We start from the raw sequence: 18,475 nt of genomic DNA, 5'->3' as shown, positions 1-18,475 counted from the left end.
AAGAGTTTCATTTTGATGTATTCAATTTTTATGTAAAAGCAAGTAACTGTTGACTATAACTAAACTGAAACCAGCAGTAAATGATCATTAAATATAGTTTTTGATAGTAATTGATATTTTTTGATCTTTTTATAGTTAAAGTGTCAGTTTTTTTTCCTGAGCATCCCGTTTGATGATAGGTATAGGCAAACCGCCAAACTAGATGATTTGTCTCCTTATTTAATGCGCGAGTTTTTAACTGATATTCAAAGTGAATTGGTTACCGAAGCCCGTGATTTAGATACTGAAGCCCTTGGTCGACGCATGAATGTTGTTGGCGGCCCTACGGAAATGGCGTTTCCTAAAAATGTTGGGTTGTTGTTTTTCAACGAACAGCCGGAGCAATTTTTCCCTGCCACGCAAATTGATGTGGTTTATTTCCCTGATGGTGCAGGCGGTGATCGTTTTGAAGAAAAAATATTTAAAGGGCCATTAGGTCGAATCACTCGTGATGCATTAGATTATATTAATCGCAACTATTTAAAAGAAGCAGTGGTTAAACACCCGACTAGACCAGAAGCAGAGCGGTTTTGGAATTTCCCATTAGCAGCGGTTGAAGAAGCTGTTGTAAATGCGATTTATCATCGCTCGTATGAAATTCGTGAACCCATTGAAATTAGAATTGATGGTGAATACTTAATGGTTCTAAGTTTTCCTGGGCCAGATAGGTCAATTCGTTTAACTGATTTACAGGCCGGAAAAGCGGTAAGTCGTCGTTATCGCAATCGTCGCATTGGTGAATTTTTAAAGGAGCTGGATTTAACCGAGGGCAGGTCTACTGGTGTGCCCAAAATATTGCGGGTAATGAAAACTAATGGTTCACCCAAGCCTGAATTTGAGACTGATGATGAACGTAGTTATTTTTTAATTAAACTACCAATCCAAGTCGGATTTGCTTTCAATAACAAAGCGGAAGAACAAGTAACCGAACAAGTAACCGAACAAGTAAAACGGTTAATGCTCGCTTTAGTTGAACAGCCTTTAAGTACTAAAGCTTTGCTTTCAGAGCTCAACATTAAGCATCGACCGACATTTTTACAGAATTATCTTCAACCAGCATTACAGCAAAATTTGATTGAAATGACTGAACCTGATTCACCTCGTAGCCCAACTCAAAAATATCAATTATCAATAAAAGGAAAGCGACTTTTAGATAGAAAAAGCTAGAATAGTAGCTAGCTTTACCCATATCAAGCTGATTATGTCTACTAACAAAGTAATAGCAGACACTGGGCGGCAATACTTACGAGTGTCTGCAATTGGCACAGAGCCGTCCTTCGGCTCTAAATTGTTTCTGACCAAAAACATTCTAGGGTTGCAGTCCGCTTCACGCCCTAAGGAAAAGTTAAAACCTAACCCAACACCCAAAAGCCACACCTCAATGTGGCTATTCAGTTAACAATCCAATTTTTAACGCTACCAAGCAAAAACCTACTCAACTGGCAAATACTTGCGCATTTTTTTAATTGCTAATTGATACGCGGGTTCGTTTATTAAGTTGGTATATTCATTTGGGTCTTTGCTTAAGTCGTAAAACTCCTCAGCGCCATGGTCGTATTTTATGTAGTTAAAGCTGCCTAAACGGATGGCGTGGTTGCCAGGCATGTAGGTAATTACTGCTGGTTTGTCCCAATGCATATTTGGGTTATTTATCAGCGGTAATAAATTATTGCCCGACATTTTATGTGGTTCGGCAATATTTAAAATATTTGCAAGTGTTGGGTAAATGTCTAACAACGAAACTGGGTGGTTTATTTTACTTGGAGTTGTGTTTGGCATACGCATTATAAAAGGCGACTGGGTTGCTTGGTTCCAAAGCGAAAACTTTTCCCAACGTTGTTTATGACCTACTTGAAAACCATGATCGCTCCACAGCACAACAATGGTATTGTGTTTGTATTGGCTATTATCTAAACCATCAACAATTTTACCTATCATTTCGTCGGCAAAAGTTACGCTGGCTAAATAGGCTTGCATGGCACGTTTCCATTCAGCTTCGTTATCAATAACTGCTTTAGCGACACTGGTTGAAAAGTTAACTCGCTCTCTTTTTACAATGTCGAGCATGTCGGCATAGGGTTTAGGCGGCAATTTAACTGATTCTATTGGATACATATCTAAGTATTTTTGCGGCACAACTTGAGGGGAGTGCGGGCGAAAAATACCACAAGCTAAAAAGAAAGGTTTGTCGTGTTGCTGTTTTACATAGTCATTGCAGTATTGTGCTGTTTGGTAGTCACCCGATTCTTCTGTGGTTTCGCTGGACGCACCCCAAATTGCAAATTTACGTAAATAAGCGCTAATTTTTTGGCCATCGTATTCTGCAATACCGTTCAACCACTTAGCATAGCCATTTTCATCTTTATACAAATGTGCGCCTCTTACACCTGTGTTGTTCGCGCTTTGTTCATGCCAAGATTGTGGATCAGACTGCGGCTCGGGTTTTGCCCCTGTACCGCGTGGTTTATGAAATATCTTGCCTGCCGCTGCAGTTTTATAGCCATTGTCGGCCAACCATTGCGGAATGGTTTTAATTTTTTTATTCGCTGGTTTATTTCTAAAATTACCCTTGTTTTCATGTTGGCCAGTAATTTCTGGGCGCAAACCTGTCATAATCGCAACGCGGGAAGGGTTACACGCAGGCACGGCAGGGTGGGCACTCATAAATTGAATGCCTTGTTTAGCGAGTCTATCAATGTTCGGCGTTATCGCTGGGCCACCCCAAGCGCCAGGAAAGTTGTTCATATCATCAATGGCTATCATTAAGATATTGGGTTTGTTTGCCGTTTGCTCGGCAAATGCATAACTACAGCTGAGTAAACAAGCAGTGGTGGTAATTGGCAGAAGTAATTTTTTTATTAATTTCATAAAGATAACCTAACTAACAGTAAATTGGTTTACACAGGTTTTTAAAGTTGAACATGCGGTGGTTAACGACGCGCTCGAGTTTTTGCCTGTTTGGGCGTGTTCAGCCATTTGCTCGGCGTCGTGGCGCACTGCGTGAATACGTTCGTTAATTTCGTTGGATACACTGGTTTGCTCTTCAGCAGCTGTTGCTATTTGGCTAGACATGTCGGAAATAACATCTAATTCATCTTTCATTTTGCCAAATGCAGCAACACTTTCTAACACCACATCTATGGCTTTTTGAGCTGTTGCTTTCAATGCGCCCATGCTTTGATCAGCTTGGTCTGAGCCAGTTAATAGAGATTCAATTTGTTGCTCAATTTGTTTGGTTGATTCTTGCGTTCGACTTGCCAAACCGCGTACTTCGTCTGCAACTACCGCAAATCCACGACCTTGATCACCAGCGCGCGCAGCTTCAATTGCCGCATTCAAGGCCAACAAATTGGTTTGCTCTGCAATGGCTTGTATTACTGTAATAACAGAACTGATGCTATTGGTTTGTTCATTTAATCTATTCACTAAGTCTGAGGTTGCGCCGAGCTCGGTAATTAAATTACTAATTAACGATTGGCTATGGTTGGCCATATCAGCGCAGTCTACTGAAAAGTCATGCGCTCGTTGCACCGCGTCTGAAGTTTGTTGGGTGTTTTGTGCGACTTCGCATATGGATGCGGTCATTTCATTCATGGCAACCGACACATTGTCAGTTGCGTCGTTTTGATTGGTTGACAACTGCAAGCTGGTATTTGATGCTGTATTTACTTGCGCTACTATTTCATTCATCTGTTGCGTTTGTTGATAAACTTGAGTCAACGCGGTATCAAAACTGCACAGTAATGAGTTAAGTGCGTTACCCACTTCAGATATTTCGTCTGTTCCCTGTATCAATACTCGTTTAGATATATCTTTGCTTTGGCTTATTTCCAAGCAAGTTGAAACTAAGGCTGTTAGCGGCACAGTAACACTTCTGATGAGCAATATTGAAATTGCTGCAATCACAATCAATAAAACAATGGCTAAGATAAGCGTTGAATTGACCAGGTATTGTGCATGAGCAGATTTTGCTGCCAATAAGTGTTCAATCTCTTCTAGTACATGCTCTTCAGCTGTTTGATATGTTTGAATTAGTTGACTTATGTTAGAGAAATATTCATCCGCATCGTAAGTTAACCTTTCATTTAGTTTTTGTAATAGTGTTTTAATTAAACCAACAACTTGCGATTGATTCGGGTTGGAATTTATTCGGTTAATAATACTGCGAACATCAGGTGAAGCTTGACGCATTATTTTTGCTTGGTATTCGCTTAATACAGCTTCAATATTTACAAAATGGCGAAAACGCGCAGGGCCCATAGTCCCTTTAACTACAAAAGCTCCATACATTAATCCGCGCATTTCTGAGTAGATATCTTTTGCCATCATTTGTGCATGCAACACAGTTGCTTTATTCGATAACTCTTTGTCATCTGCAAGCGCAATAATTTCTTCAACTAGCTGAATTATCTTGGTATTTCTGTCTTTGTATGTCCGAAAGGTGAATTTGCCACTCGTTAATTTGTTGGTAAGTTGATCAACCCCTTCTGCGCGTACATTTGTTAACTCATCAAATGAACCTAAAATAACCTTTAGTTTGTTGTTTATGCTGCTCATTTCAGTTAATTCAGGACGCTCAGCAATTGCTTGTTTAAAGCGAATAATTTGTTGGTCGGTTTTGGCTCGAGCCGTTGTCATTTCTTTGCCATAGCGAGCTTTTTTAGAATTTACATAGCCAAATGAATAATCTCGTTCGTTCTGAAGTGCCGTAAGCAAATGAGACGATTGGCTAATTAGCTCCATTAATGCGCCAATTTTGGCTAAATTTTGTTGCGACAACGAAGCTTGTTGATAACGTTCAAAACTCAGCCAAGCAACGACCAATAGTGGTATTATCACTAAGGCAGTAATGCGCGACTTTAAACTTAGCGTATTTAAAAATGACATAATTTTCTCTCGTTAGTGTCGAGTTTCCATTGCTGTTGTTATTGATTGGAAACTTTTGTATTAATATAACTCATTATTTTATGAGGCCATATTTCCCTTATTCGTTATTGTTTTTTTGTTATTTTTTATTTTTGCGAGTCTGGCAACCAAACTCGCAATGACGGTTTTTTATTAAATTTTAATGTTTACGCATGACATGCAATTAACACAACATCGTGCGGCGCTATGCTAAAACTCACTTTGGAGCCTGATACAGTTACTTCGTAACGTTGCCACAACTCTTGAATGCCTGTTGTATTGATATTCAACTCAGCTAAATCAAATTGATAGCTAACTTCTTGATCGTTTTTATTGAAAAAAGCAACATAGTCGCTGGTGGTTTTGCTGCTTTTGGCAAACCAAATATCTACACCATTGTCGCTCTTTACTAGCTTGTTGCTATGTGAATGTTGGTTGATATCAATAACCGCTTGATTGGTGAGCAATTTAATGGTTTCAGCGTCAGTTGATGGTAAATCAGCACCTATCATTAAAGGTGAGCGTGCCATACACCAAAGTGAAATTAAGCTGTGAAGCTCGGCACTGGTAAAGTTTGATTTACGCTGTTGCCCACCTGATTCACCGCGTGGCATATAACCAATTGGCAGCATATCGGCATCAGGCCAATGGCCTGCCGTGGCAAACTCAGCCCAAGTTGCGCAACGTTCCATTTGTTTTTTAAGCGAGCCCCATTCGTCCCAAAAATCAGCTGAAATACGCCACAAGTTTGAGTTGCTACGTAAGTGATTAATTAAAGTGGTTTCTGGGCCACCTGGCGATAAACTTAAAACCATTTCTCGACCACAGTTTTTAATCGCTTTGCTGATGCCTTCAATATCGTCAATACGGTAGGGTGAACCATTACCTGTAGGCGAGCCGTCGCTATTGGTCACTTCGTGCCAACTATTTACGTCGTCCGCTTTTATGTAATCAACACCCCAAGCTGAGTACAACTCAAAAATTGAATCGTAGTACGCTTGTGCTTCAGGTTTTGCAAAGTTAAGCGTGCGTAAACTGTTAAACCAAGGGCAGGCTTCGCGCTCGTAGGTAATTTGATCAGCCGTTACATTGGTGCCTTTAACTGGTGTTTTTTGTTTAACGGATTGCAACGGCATACCACGCATTATATGAATGCCAAATTTTAATCCTAGGCTATGAATGTAATCAGCAATTGGTTTTAAACCTTGCCCACCTTTAGAAGATGGAAATTTTTCTGGGCATGGAATAAAACGGCCAAACTCGTCAATTACTACTGGAATATCTGGCTGTTTGTACGTACTGTGGGTTGCACCTACCGCATACCAACCTAAATCTAATACAACGTATTCCCATCCAAATTGTTTTAAATGTTTAGCGATAAAATCTGCGTTTGCTTTTAGCTCTTGCTCATTAATGCTTACGCTGTAGCAGTCCCAACTGTTCCAACCCATTGGCGGAGTTTGCGCAAGGTGTGAATTAAAATAACTCATAACTGTTTTCTCTCAACTTATAAGATTACGGAAAATAGAATGATGAAGCCCACCATTAAGAAAATTGATAAACCCGACCATAAACCAACGTGCTGATACCACTTCTCGCCTAAACCTTCATTAAAGTTCATGCTGTTAAAGTTAAAGGTTAGATCGTCAGTAACTTGTTCTGGACGCGGTTTGGCGGTAACAAACGCAAGGCCTGTACACAGCAACATACATAACATCCAGTTCAAAATACCTTGGTTGGCATACGGCGCTAGGATGTCTGGTGCATTGCCTGAATTAACCAATAATTTAACTGCGATACCAAAAATAAAACCGACAGAAACGGTAATTAACGCAGCTTGACCACCAACACGTTTCCAGAAGGTACCCAGAAGGAATACTGCTGAGAAAGGTGGTGCGAAGAAGGTGAATAATTCTTGAATGTAGGCAAATAAACTGACTTTTTGCGTGCTTATCCAAATACCCAGTGCAATTGAGCCAATTAAGATAATAAATGTGATCAAGCGACCTAATACCACCAAGTCATGCTCTTTGGCCTGTTGGTTGATAAAACGTTTGTAGAAGTCCATGGTAATGACCGCAGATGTTGAAGTCAGTACTGCGCTCACAGTCGATTGAATTGCACCAAACAGCGCAGCCATTAACAAACCTTGTAAACCGTAAGGGATCACTTCAACAATTAGTGTTATATAAGTTTGGTCGGCGGCTTGGCGCACATCGTTAATGCTATCGCCCGCTAAAATAATATCTGGGCGCATTGCAAAATAAATAAGACCAGGAATAACCACAATAAACGGCAACAAGAGTTTTAAATAAGCAGCAAAGGTAATCCCCATACGTGCGTGATAAACATTTTTTGCTGCGAATACACGTTGAATTAAAAACTGATTGATAACTGTGTACCACAAACCAATATAGAAGAAGCTGAGCACCCAATGTGACCAAGGCACTAATTGATGAGATAAAGGTTGAATGACTGATAAGCGCTGATAATCATCTGTACCGACTGCTTCTTGGCTCATATGTGCAACTGCTTGCTGCCACACACCTGTTTCAGCCGTGTTGCGCTCAACCATAGTTGAGAAGCCAGTAAAGATGTCGCCGTGGCCAAGTGCAGATAAACCATAAATAGTAACGGATAAACCGCCGATAACCATTACGATAATGGTGAGTAAATCCATCCAAGCGACCGATTTTAAGCCGCCCCAAATTGCCCAAATACCTGCAGCAAAACCAATTAATGCTATGGATAAATATAAACCGTTTGCTGAATCAGCCTGCCAACCCATTACAGCATTAAAATCTAAAATAGCATCTAGCGCTAAACCACCGCCGTATATAACAGGCGCTAAAAAGGCGAAGATATTGGCGATAACAGTCACTATCGCAAAAAATACCCGCATTCCTGTGTTAAAGCGTCGCTCTAAAAATTCAGGTGCGGTAAATACTTTGGCTGAGAATAAAAATGGAATAAAAATCCAAATCATAAAGGTGAAGGCTATTACTGTGCTCCATTCACCGGTTGCGACTGAAATACCATATATAAATGCAGCGCCGACCAAACCAATAAAATGTTCGGTACTAATGTTCGCCGCAATATATGAAGCACCCACTACATACCAAGGTAAGCTGCGGCCTGCTAAAAAATAGTCTTCTGAGTTTTCTTCTGCTTGGGTTTTGCTGCGTCGGCCAGCTAGGTAACCAACTACACTGAGCAACGCAAAATAAGCAATAAACGAAAACCAATCCATAGGTTGTAGTGCAATACTTTCTGTCACAAATTCACCTGTTTAATCTATTTGCTTTAATTAATATCCAATTTGGTAACTGACCAAACGAGAGTTCTTTAACTGATGGTTAATTGTATTATAATATTCCATCCTAATCCGTGACCCTTTGTCTCCTTTTTGACAAAATGTTTACAAAATGTGTCAGGTATCAGATTAATAAAAGGCGAGGGAACTCAAAAAATTTAAAATTAACAGTTCGCTTAAATCACTTGCTAGAAAAACAATAAAAGTAAATTAAAACAGTTGATTAGTATTGAATAATGAAATGAAACGGGGAATGTTAATACCAGTAAAACCAAATGTGACCACGGGTCAGAATAAAAGGTCGTTATACAGGCGCAATTTATCATTACTTGTTTTGTTTAAGTGTTACAAAATTTAAACAAAATAATTTACTGGCTTTTCAGTGAAGGGAAGATGATGAATAAAACAAATATTCGCGGCTGCCAACTGCTGTTTTTTTGGCTTACTTTTATACTGAGTATACCGTTAGGCAGCGCTAATGCTAAACAACCAAATATTGTATTGATGGTCGCGGATGATCATGGTCGCGAAGCTTTTGGCGCATATGGTAATAACAGCATTCGCACACCTCATTTAGACCAACTCGCCAAAGAAGGCATTTTGTTTAATCATGCTTATGGCACATCTGCCAGTTGCAGTGCCAGCCGCTCGGTTTTATTAACGGGTTTACAAAACCATGCCAACGGACAATATGGTCACGAACATTCTTATCATCACTTTGCAACTTTTGACCATGTAAAATCTTTACCTGTACGTTTGTCACAAGCTGGCTATCGCACAGCCCAAGTAGGTAAATTTCACATAGGCCCGCGGGCAACGTATAAATTTGACCAATATTTAAAAGTAGTTGGCCAAAGTGCGGACGGCTCGCGCAATTCTGTTGGCATGGCCAAAGCGGCTGAGCCGCTTATTTTTGCAAAGTCGGATGAGCCTTTCTTTTTGTATTTAGCAACTAACGACCCACACAGAGATCACGCTAAAAACAGTTTAGGTGACAATACGTTTGGCAATAAACCTGACGATAAAGGTTTAGCGCTAGAACGCTTAGATTATCAAGCAGAAGATGTTGAAGTACCAGATTATTTACCCGACATTCCTGAAACGCGCCGCGAGCTAGCCGAATATTATCAGTCGGTCTCTCGTGTGGATGACACTATGGGCGAACTAGTGCGTTTATTAAAAGCCGCAGGCCAATACGACAATACAGTGATTATCTATTTGTCAGACAATGGCACAGCTATGCCAGGCGCTAAAACCACAGTTTACGAACCAGGTATTCGTTTGCCGTTAGTGGTAAAAACGGCAAAAGCGCACAAAGCTGTAACTGAACAAAAGATAAACAAAACACAAGCTATGGTCAGTTGGGTTGATATTACCCCAACCATTTTAGAGCTAGCACAGGTACCTTTTAAAAAGTCTGATTTTAACGGTACATCATTTGTGCCCGTGTTAAATGAGCCAAACAAAAACCATGGCCGTGATGTTATATACGCCTCACATACGTTTCATGAAATTACTATGTACTACCCAATGCGAGTGGTACGCAATCGCGACTTTAAATTGATATGGAATATTGCCCATGGTTTGCAATATCCGTTTGCGTCGGATTTACAAATAGCCAGCACTTGGCAAGGTGCAATTGAACGCAAATTAGTCAACTTCGGTAAGCGCAATTTTAAAGACTATTTATTTAGACCTGTACGACATGCGGGAAGATTCGCCAAACTATGGTGAACATATCAATTTAGCTGATCATCCAGACTTCCAAACCATTAAGAATCGCTTAATGGCCCAATTACAAAGTTATCAAACAGAAACCAAAGATCCTTGGGTTTATAAATGGCATTACCAATAACCAGAGCAAGATATGAAAATTAAACGAATACAATAATTTGATTAGCAAGGATGAGTATTCACCGATAGTTGAAAAGTTATCTAAATGGTTGCCAGAAGTGAAAATACCACAGGCTGAATACCGACCCGGTGGTTAGCTTTCAGCACAAATGTTGGCAAAACAGGCATTGGTGAGTTGTTTTAAATCATCCGCTGCAAGTTCAATTTCCAAACCGCGGCGGCCTGCACTGACAAACATAGTGGCAAAATTTTGCGCGGATGAATCTATTACAGTTTTTAAGCGCTTTTTTTGCCCTAGCGGGCTAACACCGCCCATAACATAACCCGTTGAACGAGCAACATCGTTTTTATCAGCCATAGCCGCTTTTTTTGCACCAGCGGCTTGTGCAATAAGCTTCATGCTTAACATAGACGCAACTGGCACAACCGCTACCGCGAGTGTTTTGTTGTCTAAACTCACAACCAAAGTTTTAAACACCTGCGCTGGGTTAACGCCAAGCTTTTCAGCAGCTTCAAGGCCATATGATTCGCTAGCAGCATCATGCAGGTATTCATGAATTGTGTGGCTAATTTTGGCTTTTTTGGCAAGGTTAATTGCAGGTGTCATGTTAATTTGAATCGTAAATAAATTAATGCACTGAGCTTACAAGTTATCAGTTGAATCCTCAAGCCGCGCTAGCTTTGTTTACTAATGGAATTCCACTTTTGAACTACTGCGCTTTCATCTCTATAAGTTAAAATGCTGCGGTAGTTATTCCGCCTTCTGGCAATAGCTCATTCAGGTGCAGCTCTAGCCGTGGAATTAGCTGAGCGTGTTTTTTGTGTAAATAAGGGTAGGAGTTAAATTGATAAAAACGGGTTATTTTGTGAATCGGTTTTGCCACTATCTGATGAGCTTGCTCTAACACCATATCTGAGCCTGAAATAAATACATGGATGCGTTCTGCTTCTAACATTTTTAGCGTACTCCTAAAATTTGCGGCAATATGCAAATTTGATAACTGGTGTAATTCTGCAAATTCTTGAGCTATTAACGAGCCGTTTTGAAAACCAACTTTATAATTGCTTTGTTTAAGTGATTCGACATCAGAAAATGTGATTGTTGGGTTGTATGTCCATGCGGCAAAATCACTGGTACGGACAACCGCATTTAATTTGTATAGATTGTTATAGTCAAATCGCTCAGGGAAACCACCAACTCTAGCACATTCGCCGTCAGTGTTACCTTTTTGTGCTTCTTCTAACGCACGGGTGGCCGACTTAAAATAACGCATTTCAAATGAGTAGCCTAAGGCAATAAACGCTTGAGTATAAATGCTGTTTAGTGCTCGGCTAAATTCAGATTCAGGGTTTAAACTGCATGAAAATACTATTGTGTTATTGTTTGCAAAAGTAACAGTATTGCTAAACGCGCAAACTAATAAAACAAACGACATGATAACGCGCTTAACTAACAACAACTCGCATACCTCACAACAAAAACGACCTTTAAATATTAGATAATCAAGTATCAATTCACAAACATTAAATCAAATGCTCAAGTTTTAGGCACAAATGGTGCTATCAATTTTCAGGGAACTAACCTTATCTTTATAGACCAAGAAAATCTTTAAACCTACAACAAAAACTAAGGACAAATACATGTCTAAACATCAAGCACTCAAACTGTTCACACTCTGTTCGGCAATTTTCATTTTGCCAACTCACGCAAATCAACAAAACAATTGGCATGATTTAATTGATAAAAATTTATCTCAATTCGAATTTTGGGGTGGGGTGCCGCACTCAACGGTTAAAGGCTTACCAAAAGGCACATTTCAAAGTGATGACGTAACTAAAGGCACACCGCTGGGTTTAAATAACGATCCACTCAACATTTTTACTGTTATTGAAGAAGATGGCCAACCCGTTATCAAAGTAACAGGGCAAGTGTATGCAGGCATTAATACGCTAAAGCACTATGGAAATTATCATCTAAAATTTCAGTTTAAGTGGGGCATGCAACGCTGGGAGCCAAGGTTAACTGCAAAACGTGATAGTGGACTTTTGTATCATTGCACAGGTGAACATGGGGTATTTTGGAATACCTGGAAAGCCTGCCTTGAATATCAAATTCAAGAAAGCGACATAGGTGATTATTTAGGCTTAAAAGGCCCAAGAGGCCAGTACCGTGGTTACCTAGTTGAAAAAGACGCAAAACCAGACAAACGTGACAATGGTTTGTATTATTACGACCCAAACAGCGACAATATAATAACAGGTGCACGTTACACCAATGCTTATATTGAAAACGATGCACCGTTTGGCAACTGGAATACAGTTGAGTTATACGCGATAGGTGATGAAGCTGTACATATTGTAAATGGTGAAGTGGTGATGTTTGTTGAAAACCTACAAACTAAAACGGGTGAGCCATTAACCAAAGGGCAAATTCAATTTCAGTCTGAAGCCGCTGAAATTTATTATCGGAATATGAAAATACGCAGCGCAACAGAATTTCCTGCCGAAGTTGAAGCGCAAATTCGTCGGATTAATTGAATAAGGACTTAACCTATCTGTTAACCGAAATGATGATGGACAGGCTAGAAGATCTCAAACACCTAGCTAATGCTAAAGAGCATGGCCCGGAAAAGACCATTTAGGTAATTTTTGTAGATTTAGCAAACAGGGGGTATCAATTGGCCCTGTTCTAGTCTTTTTCTACTAGACCCTAAATTTCTTTTGCTTTGGTTTGTATGTAGGTCCTTAGCTGTCAATAAAGGATAAAGCTTATGCGTTTCATAAAATCTATCATTGATATCGGAATCATCTCTTCTATCTTATTGTTACTGCCCAGTTGTAGCAGTCAGGAGCAAGCCAAAGAAGAGGCCATGCAAACAAGCGACAAACCAAACATTGTCATATTTTATGTTGATGATTTGGGTTATGGTGATTTAGGCGCATACGGTGCCACAGCCGTCAAAACGCCTAATGTTGATGCGTTAGCGCACAACGGAATCCGCTTTACCGATGCCCATTCATCTGCTGCAACCTGTACGCCTTCACGCTATTCACTACTGACTGGTGAGCAAGCGTTTAGAAACAAACGGGCGCGAATTTTGCCTGGGGACGCGCCATTACTGATAGATGTAAATCAGCCAACGTTGCCAAAAATGTTGAAAAAAGTCGGTTACAAAACCGCCGTTGTCGGTAAGTGGCATTTGGGTTTGGGCGATGGTTTTGTTGATTGGAATAAAGCGGTAAAACCAGGGCCATTGGAAATTGGTTTTGATTATAGCTTTTTGTTGCCAGCAACGGGAGATCGTGTTCCGAGTGTTTACCTAGAAAATCATCATGTGGTTAACTTATCTCAAGATGATCCTTTGTACGTTAACTACAAACACAAAATAGGTAATCGCCCCACAGGTTATGAAAACCCAGAATTAGTGCGGCAAACCCCTGATGAGGGTCACAATAAAACCATTGTTAATGGCATCAGCCGTATGGGTTGGATGGCCTGCGGTAAGAGCGCTGAGTGGATAGATGAAGACTTTTATCAAGTGTTTACTGACAAAGCCAATGACTTTATAACCGCTAATAAAGAACAACCTTTTTTCTTGTTTTTCCCGTTTCATGATATTCATGTGCCGCGTTTACCGCATAAGATGTTTCAAGGACAAACAGACATGGGACCACGCGGTGACGCCATTGTGCAAATGGATTGGATAACCGGGCAAATTGTCAATCAGTTAAAAAAATATAACTTATTGGATAACACTATTATTCTATTCACCAGCGATAATGGTGCAGTACTCAATGATGGTTATGAAGATCAAGCTGAAGAGTTACTTGGCGAACATAAGCCAAACGGCATTTATAAAGGTGGAAAATATAGCGCTCATGAAGCGGGTACTCGGGTACCAACTATTATCCATTACCCAAATAGAGTTAAGCCTGGGGTAAGTGATGCTTTAATGACGCAAGTCGATATTTACGCATCTTTAGCAAATTACCTTAATATCCCTTTAGAGAATCAAGAGGCGATTGACAGCCAAGTACTGACAGATGCTTGGTTTAACGCGCAAGAGCCTGGTCGAGACTTTATTATTCAACAATCAGTTGGCTTAGCATTACGCATGGGGTCATGGAAATATATTACGCCAGCCAATGAAAATCGGATGAAAAGAAAAGCGGCAATTAAAGAGCGAAAAAATATAGATATTGGCGCCAAACCAACCGCTCAGTTATATAACCTAACCAAAGATCCATCTGAGCAAATAGATTTAGCAGCAAGAATGCCAGAAAAAGTAGCTGAATTAGCGCAACTATTGGCTAAGGAAAAAGCGCGTACTGCTCGGAAACAGTAGCGTCTAGGAATTCGCACGTAGCGCTTTGGTTACTTTGCGCTCGGCGGTATAAAAAAGTAAATAAAATGAGTAGATTTTATTTATGTTCACTATTTTCGAGCTGCCGCTAGATACGTTTTTAAAGGTTTGATAACTCCATTTTTTGTAGAGTTCGCTACTCATATTTATCAGCATTATTAAGCGAATATGGCATTGCATTGTCAGCTATTTACAAATTTTGGGGTATCAACTTTGAATAGATTTGCCTTTTATTAATTGGCAATAACAACATATTACTCGTGGCAAATAGCGCTTAGGAGCAAGCAATGAAATTCGTGCGAACAACAGCACAGATATTAATGAACAGATTTTCTGAGGCAATAAAAAACACCCCAATAGGTTATTTATCAGCGATACTAGTTAGCTTGTTATTAACTGGCTGCAGTGAGCCTAGTAAAAAACTACACAAACCCGTTAGCCCAATGCCAGAGTCGTTTTATCACGCACCTGCTGATGAACTAAAAGCTAACTTTAAAGCTCCACCCGATGCCGTCAAACCTTGGGTATATTGGTATTGGATCAATGACCATATCTCTAAAGAAGGAGTTGAAAACGACCTTAAAAAAATGCAGGAGCAAGGCATTAGTACTGCGCTTATCGGCATCATTCACCTACAGCCAAGTATTGGTGGCTATGGCAAGCTCAAACCTTTTACAGATGAATGGTGGGATGTTTTGCTTTTTGCAATCAAAAAAGCCCCCGAGTACAACATAGATATTGGTCTATTTAACTCACCTGGTTGGAGCCAATCTGGTGGCCCTTGGGTTGAGATGCATCAGTCGATGCGTTATTTAGATAACCGCGAATATCACTTAGTTGGTGGTCAAAACACTAACCTTTCTTTGAATAAGCCCGAAGGCTACGCTGAAGATGTAAAAGTCATAGCCTTTAAAACGCCTGCCGGTGAACTAATTCGCCTTAACAATAATCAAACTAAAGTTAGCGCAACGGCTTTGATTAACAGTGAAAAACACGTAGAAGCAAATATTGAAGGTCTACTTGATGGTGATCATCAGTCTGTCTATTACTTTCCAGCATCAGTGCTAAAAAACAAAGGCAGCAAGTTAAACATCGATTTTGTTCATGATGAAATATTAACTGCGCGCAGTTTAGAAATTTATCCTAATGATACTCATTCGGCAAAAGCTACCTTGTCATTTAAAAATGCTCAAGGTGAGTTTGAAACAATTAGATCTTTTGACTTGCAACGTCCACGAAACATGGCGTCGATTGGTCCTGAGCATGATGCGCCAATTGTCATCAATTTTCCAAAAGTAGCAGCCAGTGAATTTCGCCTGACCTTAAATTCATTAGTTATTGGCCGTAAAAGCAGAAACAGTAATCCAATCCCTGGCATCAAAGAACTGGTATTAACCAGTGGCTACAAATTAGAACGTTATGTAGAGAAAAAACTCGGTAAAGTATTCCCTAACCCTCAGCCAAAACACGATAGTTATCAGTGGGATGCGCCAACACCAGAAGATCAAGCGAGCCTCGCACTCAATGCCGAACAAGTGTTAGACATTACAGAATTTGTTGATGAAGGTAAGCTCAATTGGCAAGCGCCAGCAGGTGACTGGACGGTTGTGCACTATTTTATGCGTACCACAGGCACGACCAATGGCCCGACGACCAAAGCGACCCGTGGACCGGAAATTGATAAACTGAGCAAAGAAATTGCTCAAGCACATTTTGATGCTTATGTCGGTGATATCTACGATCGTTTAAAACCAGAAGAGCGCAGCGCGCTTAAATATATTGTTATCGATAGCTACGAGCGAGGTGCACAAAACTGGACCGACGGTTTTGCTGAGCGTTTTCAGCAACAATTTGGCTACGATCCGATGCAGTTTTTACCTGTGTATACTGGCCGTATTGTTAATAGTGCTGAGCAAAGTGAGCGCTTTTTATGGGATATGCGCCGTATGGTTGCCGACCGGGTATCCTATGAATACACTGCGGGTATTCGTGAACGTGCGCACCAGCATGGTTTAAAATTGTGGCTGGAAAACTACGGTCACTGGGGCTTTCCGGGTGAGTTTTTACAATACGGTGGTCAAGCCGATATTGTTAGTGGTGAGTTTTGGGCTTCCGGTAACTTGGGCGCGATAGAATTAAAAGCTGCATCTTCAGCGGCACATATTTATGGCCACAAAACCGTGATGTCGGAGTCTTTCACCGCGGGTCGTAGTGATGCCTTTAAAAACCATTTTTGGAACTTTAAAAAGCGCGGTGATTGGTCATTTGTTGAGGGTATCAACCACACCTTATTACATGTGTATATTCAGCAAGGATATGAAGATAAAAAACCAGGGGTCAACGCTTGGTTTGGCTCTGAATTTAATCGCCACAACACTTGGTTTGACTATATGGGCGGTTGGTTAGACTACGTAAAACGCAGTAATTATATGATGCAACAAGGCACTTACGTTGCTGATATTATGTACTTCATTGGCGAAAACGCGCCAACAATGACTGGTGAAATTAAACCTGCGTTACCTAGTGGTTATTCTTATGACTTTATCAACGCTGAAATAATTTTACATGGCTTGAGTGTTGACGATGGTCAATTCGTCTTGTCGAGCGGTGCTCGCTTTAAACTATTGGTTTTGCCTGATTTCTCCACTATGCGTCCAGCAGTATTAGCAAAAATAAAACAATTAGTGGCGGATGGTGGCGCTATTTATGGCCCTAAACCAACGCAGTCACCCAGTTTGCAAAACTACCCGCAAGCTGATCAACAAGTTCAGCAACTAGCGAATGAGTTGTGGCAACAAATTGATGGCAAAACTGTTACTCAAGGCCAATATGGCAAAGGTATGGTATTCTTTGATTCTGCCGAGAACGTTGACTTAACACAGGTCATGAACAAGCTGAAGCAACCGGCTGATCTTGCTGGTTTGCCAGAAGAGGTGATCTGGAGCCATCGCAGCAGTGATACGCACGAAATTTATTTTATTGCCAACCAATCAGAAGCTGTGGTTGATATTAAACCAAGCTTCAGGTTGCAAAGTTCATCACCAAACAAACTTGGACAACCACAAGCTTGGGATGCGGTTACAGGTAATGTCAGAACCATCGGCCAGTACAGTATTGAAAATGACCGTTTAGTTGCGCCGATAACCTTACAAGGTTTGCAGTCAACTTTTGTCGTTTTTGAAAAATCCGTGAATGCAGCGATTCAGCCAAAAGCAATCAAAGAAATTTCAAAGCAAGATAAAGATATCTGGTTGCCAACGGCTATTGATAATACCGGTGAGGTCTTAATTGATGTGCCTCAAAACGGCGACTACCAAGTGCAGTTAACTAATGGCCAAACACAAAACGTTGAGCTAACTGATCTACCATCACCATTAGCACTAAATACACCGTGGCAGTTGACTTTCGAACAAAACCGAGATGTTGCAACCTCATTAACACTAGATAAGTTAGTTTCATTAACCGAGTTGAAACCACTGGCATTAAAACACTACTCAGGCTCAATAAGTTATCAAAACCAGTTTAACATGTCTGCGGATATGCTTCGTAACGATCAACGTTGGATTTTACACTTAGGTCAAGTAGGAGTAGTGGCGCGTGTAACCATTAACGGCTACAATTTAGGTGAAATTTGGAGTAGACCGCTACAAGTTGATGTCACTGACTATTTAGTTGCAGGCAATAATAAACTTAAAGTGGATGTGGCAACCACTTGGGTTAATCGTATGGTCGGTGACTTAAAATACCCGAAACAATTCCCTGATCAAAAACAGCCGAAAGTCTTTGAAACGGAGATTACTTTTGAAAGTAAAATCAGCAAAGATACTGAACTGCAAGCTTCAGGGTTGATTGGTCCAGTGTTACTCCAACCAATTCGAAAAATCACGTTGAAACTATAGCGAAAGCATTTGGGCGAACTGTCAATCACCCATAGATCTAAATAAATCTTGTGGTCTATTTATGCTAGTAAGATGCAGCAGCAATAAAGCTGCTGCTTAAA

General features: G+C 40.4%; 12 protein-coding genes. 6 read left to right on the top strand and 6 right to left on the bottom strand.

Annotation, left to right across the window (positions count from 1 at the left end; translation table 11 throughout):
- Positions 1-207: 207 nt before the first annotated feature.
- Complete coding sequence (locus tag DS2_RS10945; RefSeq protein ID WP_200870135.1) at positions 208-1,206, top strand: Fic family protein; 999 nt, start codon at positions 208-210, stop codon at positions 1,204-1,206.
- A gap of 264 nt (positions 1,207-1,470) precedes the next feature.
- Here the strand turns inward: DS2_RS10945 and DS2_RS10935 are convergent, their stop codons facing one another.
- From DS2_RS10935 to DS2_RS10920, 4 genes are all read right to left on the bottom strand, one after another.
- Entirely contained in the window at positions 1,471-2,907 is a 1,437-nt protein-coding gene (locus tag DS2_RS10935; protein WP_035014815.1) for a sulfatase, read from the bottom strand.
- Positions 2,908-2,916: 9 nt separating this feature from the next.
- Positions 2,917-4,926: a methyl-accepting chemotaxis protein gene (locus DS2_RS10930; protein WP_035014814.1), complete on the bottom strand. Its 2,010-nt coding sequence runs from the start codon at positions 4,924-4,926 to the stop codon at positions 2,917-2,919.
- Positions 4,927-5,111: 185 nt separating this feature from the next.
- Positions 5,112-6,434 (bottom strand): glycoside hydrolase family 27 protein, encoded by a 1,323-nt coding sequence (locus DS2_RS10925; protein ID WP_035014813.1) that lies wholly within the window; start codon positions 6,432-6,434, stop codon positions 5,112-5,114.
- 17 nt (positions 6,435-6,451) lie between these two features.
- Positions 6,452-8,221 carry an SLC5 family protein gene (locus DS2_RS10920; RefSeq protein WP_051479802.1) on the bottom strand — a complete coding sequence of 590 codons (1,770 nt, stop codon included), beginning with the start codon at positions 8,219-8,221 and terminating at the stop codon, positions 6,452-6,454.
- Positions 8,222-8,650: 429 nt separating this feature from the next.
- On the opposite strand from DS2_RS10920, the gene DS2_RS10915 reads away from it, so the two are divergent.
- Both DS2_RS10915 and DS2_RS20575 read left to right on the top strand, forming a co-directional pair.
- On the top strand, positions 8,651-9,991 hold the full coding sequence (locus DS2_RS10915) for a sulfatase (protein ID WP_152537594.1): 1,341 nt from the start codon (positions 8,651-8,653) through the stop codon (positions 9,989-9,991).
- Positions 9,963-10,112, top strand: a complete 150-nt coding sequence (locus DS2_RS20575; RefSeq protein ID WP_160168560.1) for a hypothetical protein — start codon at positions 9,963-9,965, stop codon at positions 10,110-10,112. The genes DS2_RS10915 and DS2_RS20575 overlap by 29 nt, the downstream gene beginning before the upstream one ends.
- Positions 10,113-10,244: 132 nt before the next feature.
- Here DS2_RS20575 and ybaK read toward each other — a convergent pair whose 3' ends face one another.
- Positions 10,245-10,718 (bottom strand): Cys-tRNA(Pro) deacylase, encoded by a 474-nt coding sequence (gene ybaK, locus DS2_RS10910; protein ID WP_035014812.1) that lies wholly within the window; start codon positions 10,716-10,718, stop codon positions 10,245-10,247.
- Between the two features lie 127 nt (positions 10,719-10,845).
- Positions 10,846-11,547 (bottom strand): hypothetical protein, encoded by a 702-nt coding sequence (locus DS2_RS10905; RefSeq protein ID WP_152537593.1) that lies wholly within the window; start codon positions 11,545-11,547, stop codon positions 10,846-10,848.
- 205 nt (positions 11,548-11,752) lie between these two features.
- On the opposite strand from DS2_RS10905, the gene DS2_RS10900 reads away from it, so the two are divergent.
- From DS2_RS10900 to DS2_RS10890, 3 genes are all read left to right on the top strand, one after another.
- Entirely contained in the window at positions 11,753-12,649 is an 897-nt protein-coding gene (locus DS2_RS10900) for a 3-keto-disaccharide hydrolase (RefSeq protein WP_051479800.1), read from the top strand.
- A 233-nt stretch (positions 12,650-12,882) separates the two neighbouring features.
- Positions 12,883-14,457 (top strand): sulfatase family protein, encoded by a 1,575-nt coding sequence (locus DS2_RS10895; protein WP_035014810.1) that lies wholly within the window; start codon positions 12,883-12,885, stop codon positions 14,455-14,457.
- 305 nt (positions 14,458-14,762) lie between these two features.
- Positions 14,763-18,374, top strand: a complete 3,612-nt coding sequence (locus DS2_RS10890) for a glycosyl hydrolase (RefSeq protein WP_235188585.1) — start codon at positions 14,763-14,765, stop codon at positions 18,372-18,374.
- Positions 18,375-18,475 lie beyond the last annotated feature (101 nt).

The organism is Catenovulum agarivorans DS-2 (assembly GCF_000568405.1).
GTDB lineage: Bacteria > Pseudomonadota > Gammaproteobacteria > Enterobacterales > Alteromonadaceae > Catenovulum > Catenovulum agarivorans_A.
This window is presented reverse-complemented; position numbering and strand designations above follow the sequence as displayed.

Coding starts and splice junctions, on each gene's coding strand:
- DS2_RS10935 (WP_035014815.1), bottom strand. CDS start 2,907: ATGAAATTAATAAAAAAATTACTTCTGCCAATTACCACCACTGCTTGT.
- DS2_RS10930 (WP_035014814.1), bottom strand. CDS start 4,926: ATGTCATTTTTAAATACGCTAAGTTTAAAGTCGCGCATTACTGCCTTA.
- DS2_RS10925 (WP_035014813.1), bottom strand. CDS start 6,434: ATGAGTTATTTTAATTCACACCTTGCGCAAACTCCGCCAATGGGTTGG.
- DS2_RS10915 (WP_152537594.1), top strand. CDS start 8,651: ATGATGAATAAAACAAATATTCGCGGCTGCCAACTGCTGTTTTTTTGG.
- DS2_RS20575 (WP_160168560.1), top strand. CDS start 9,963: ATGCGGGAAGATTCGCCAAACTATGGTGAACATATCAATTTAGCTGAT.
- ybaK (WP_035014812.1), bottom strand. CDS start 10,718: ATGACACCTGCAATTAACCTTGCCAAAAAAGCCAAAATTAGCCACACA.
- DS2_RS10905 (WP_152537593.1), bottom strand. CDS start 11,547: ATGTCGTTTGTTTTATTAGTTTGCGCGTTTAGCAATACTGTTACTTTT.
- DS2_RS10900 (WP_051479800.1), top strand. CDS start 11,753: ATGTCTAAACATCAAGCACTCAAACTGTTCACACTCTGTTCGGCAATT.
- DS2_RS10895 (WP_035014810.1), top strand. CDS start 12,883: ATGCGTTTCATAAAATCTATCATTGATATCGGAATCATCTCTTCTATC.
- DS2_RS10890 (WP_235188585.1), top strand. CDS start 14,763: ATGAAATTCGTGCGAACAACAGCACAGATATTAATGAACAGATTTTCT.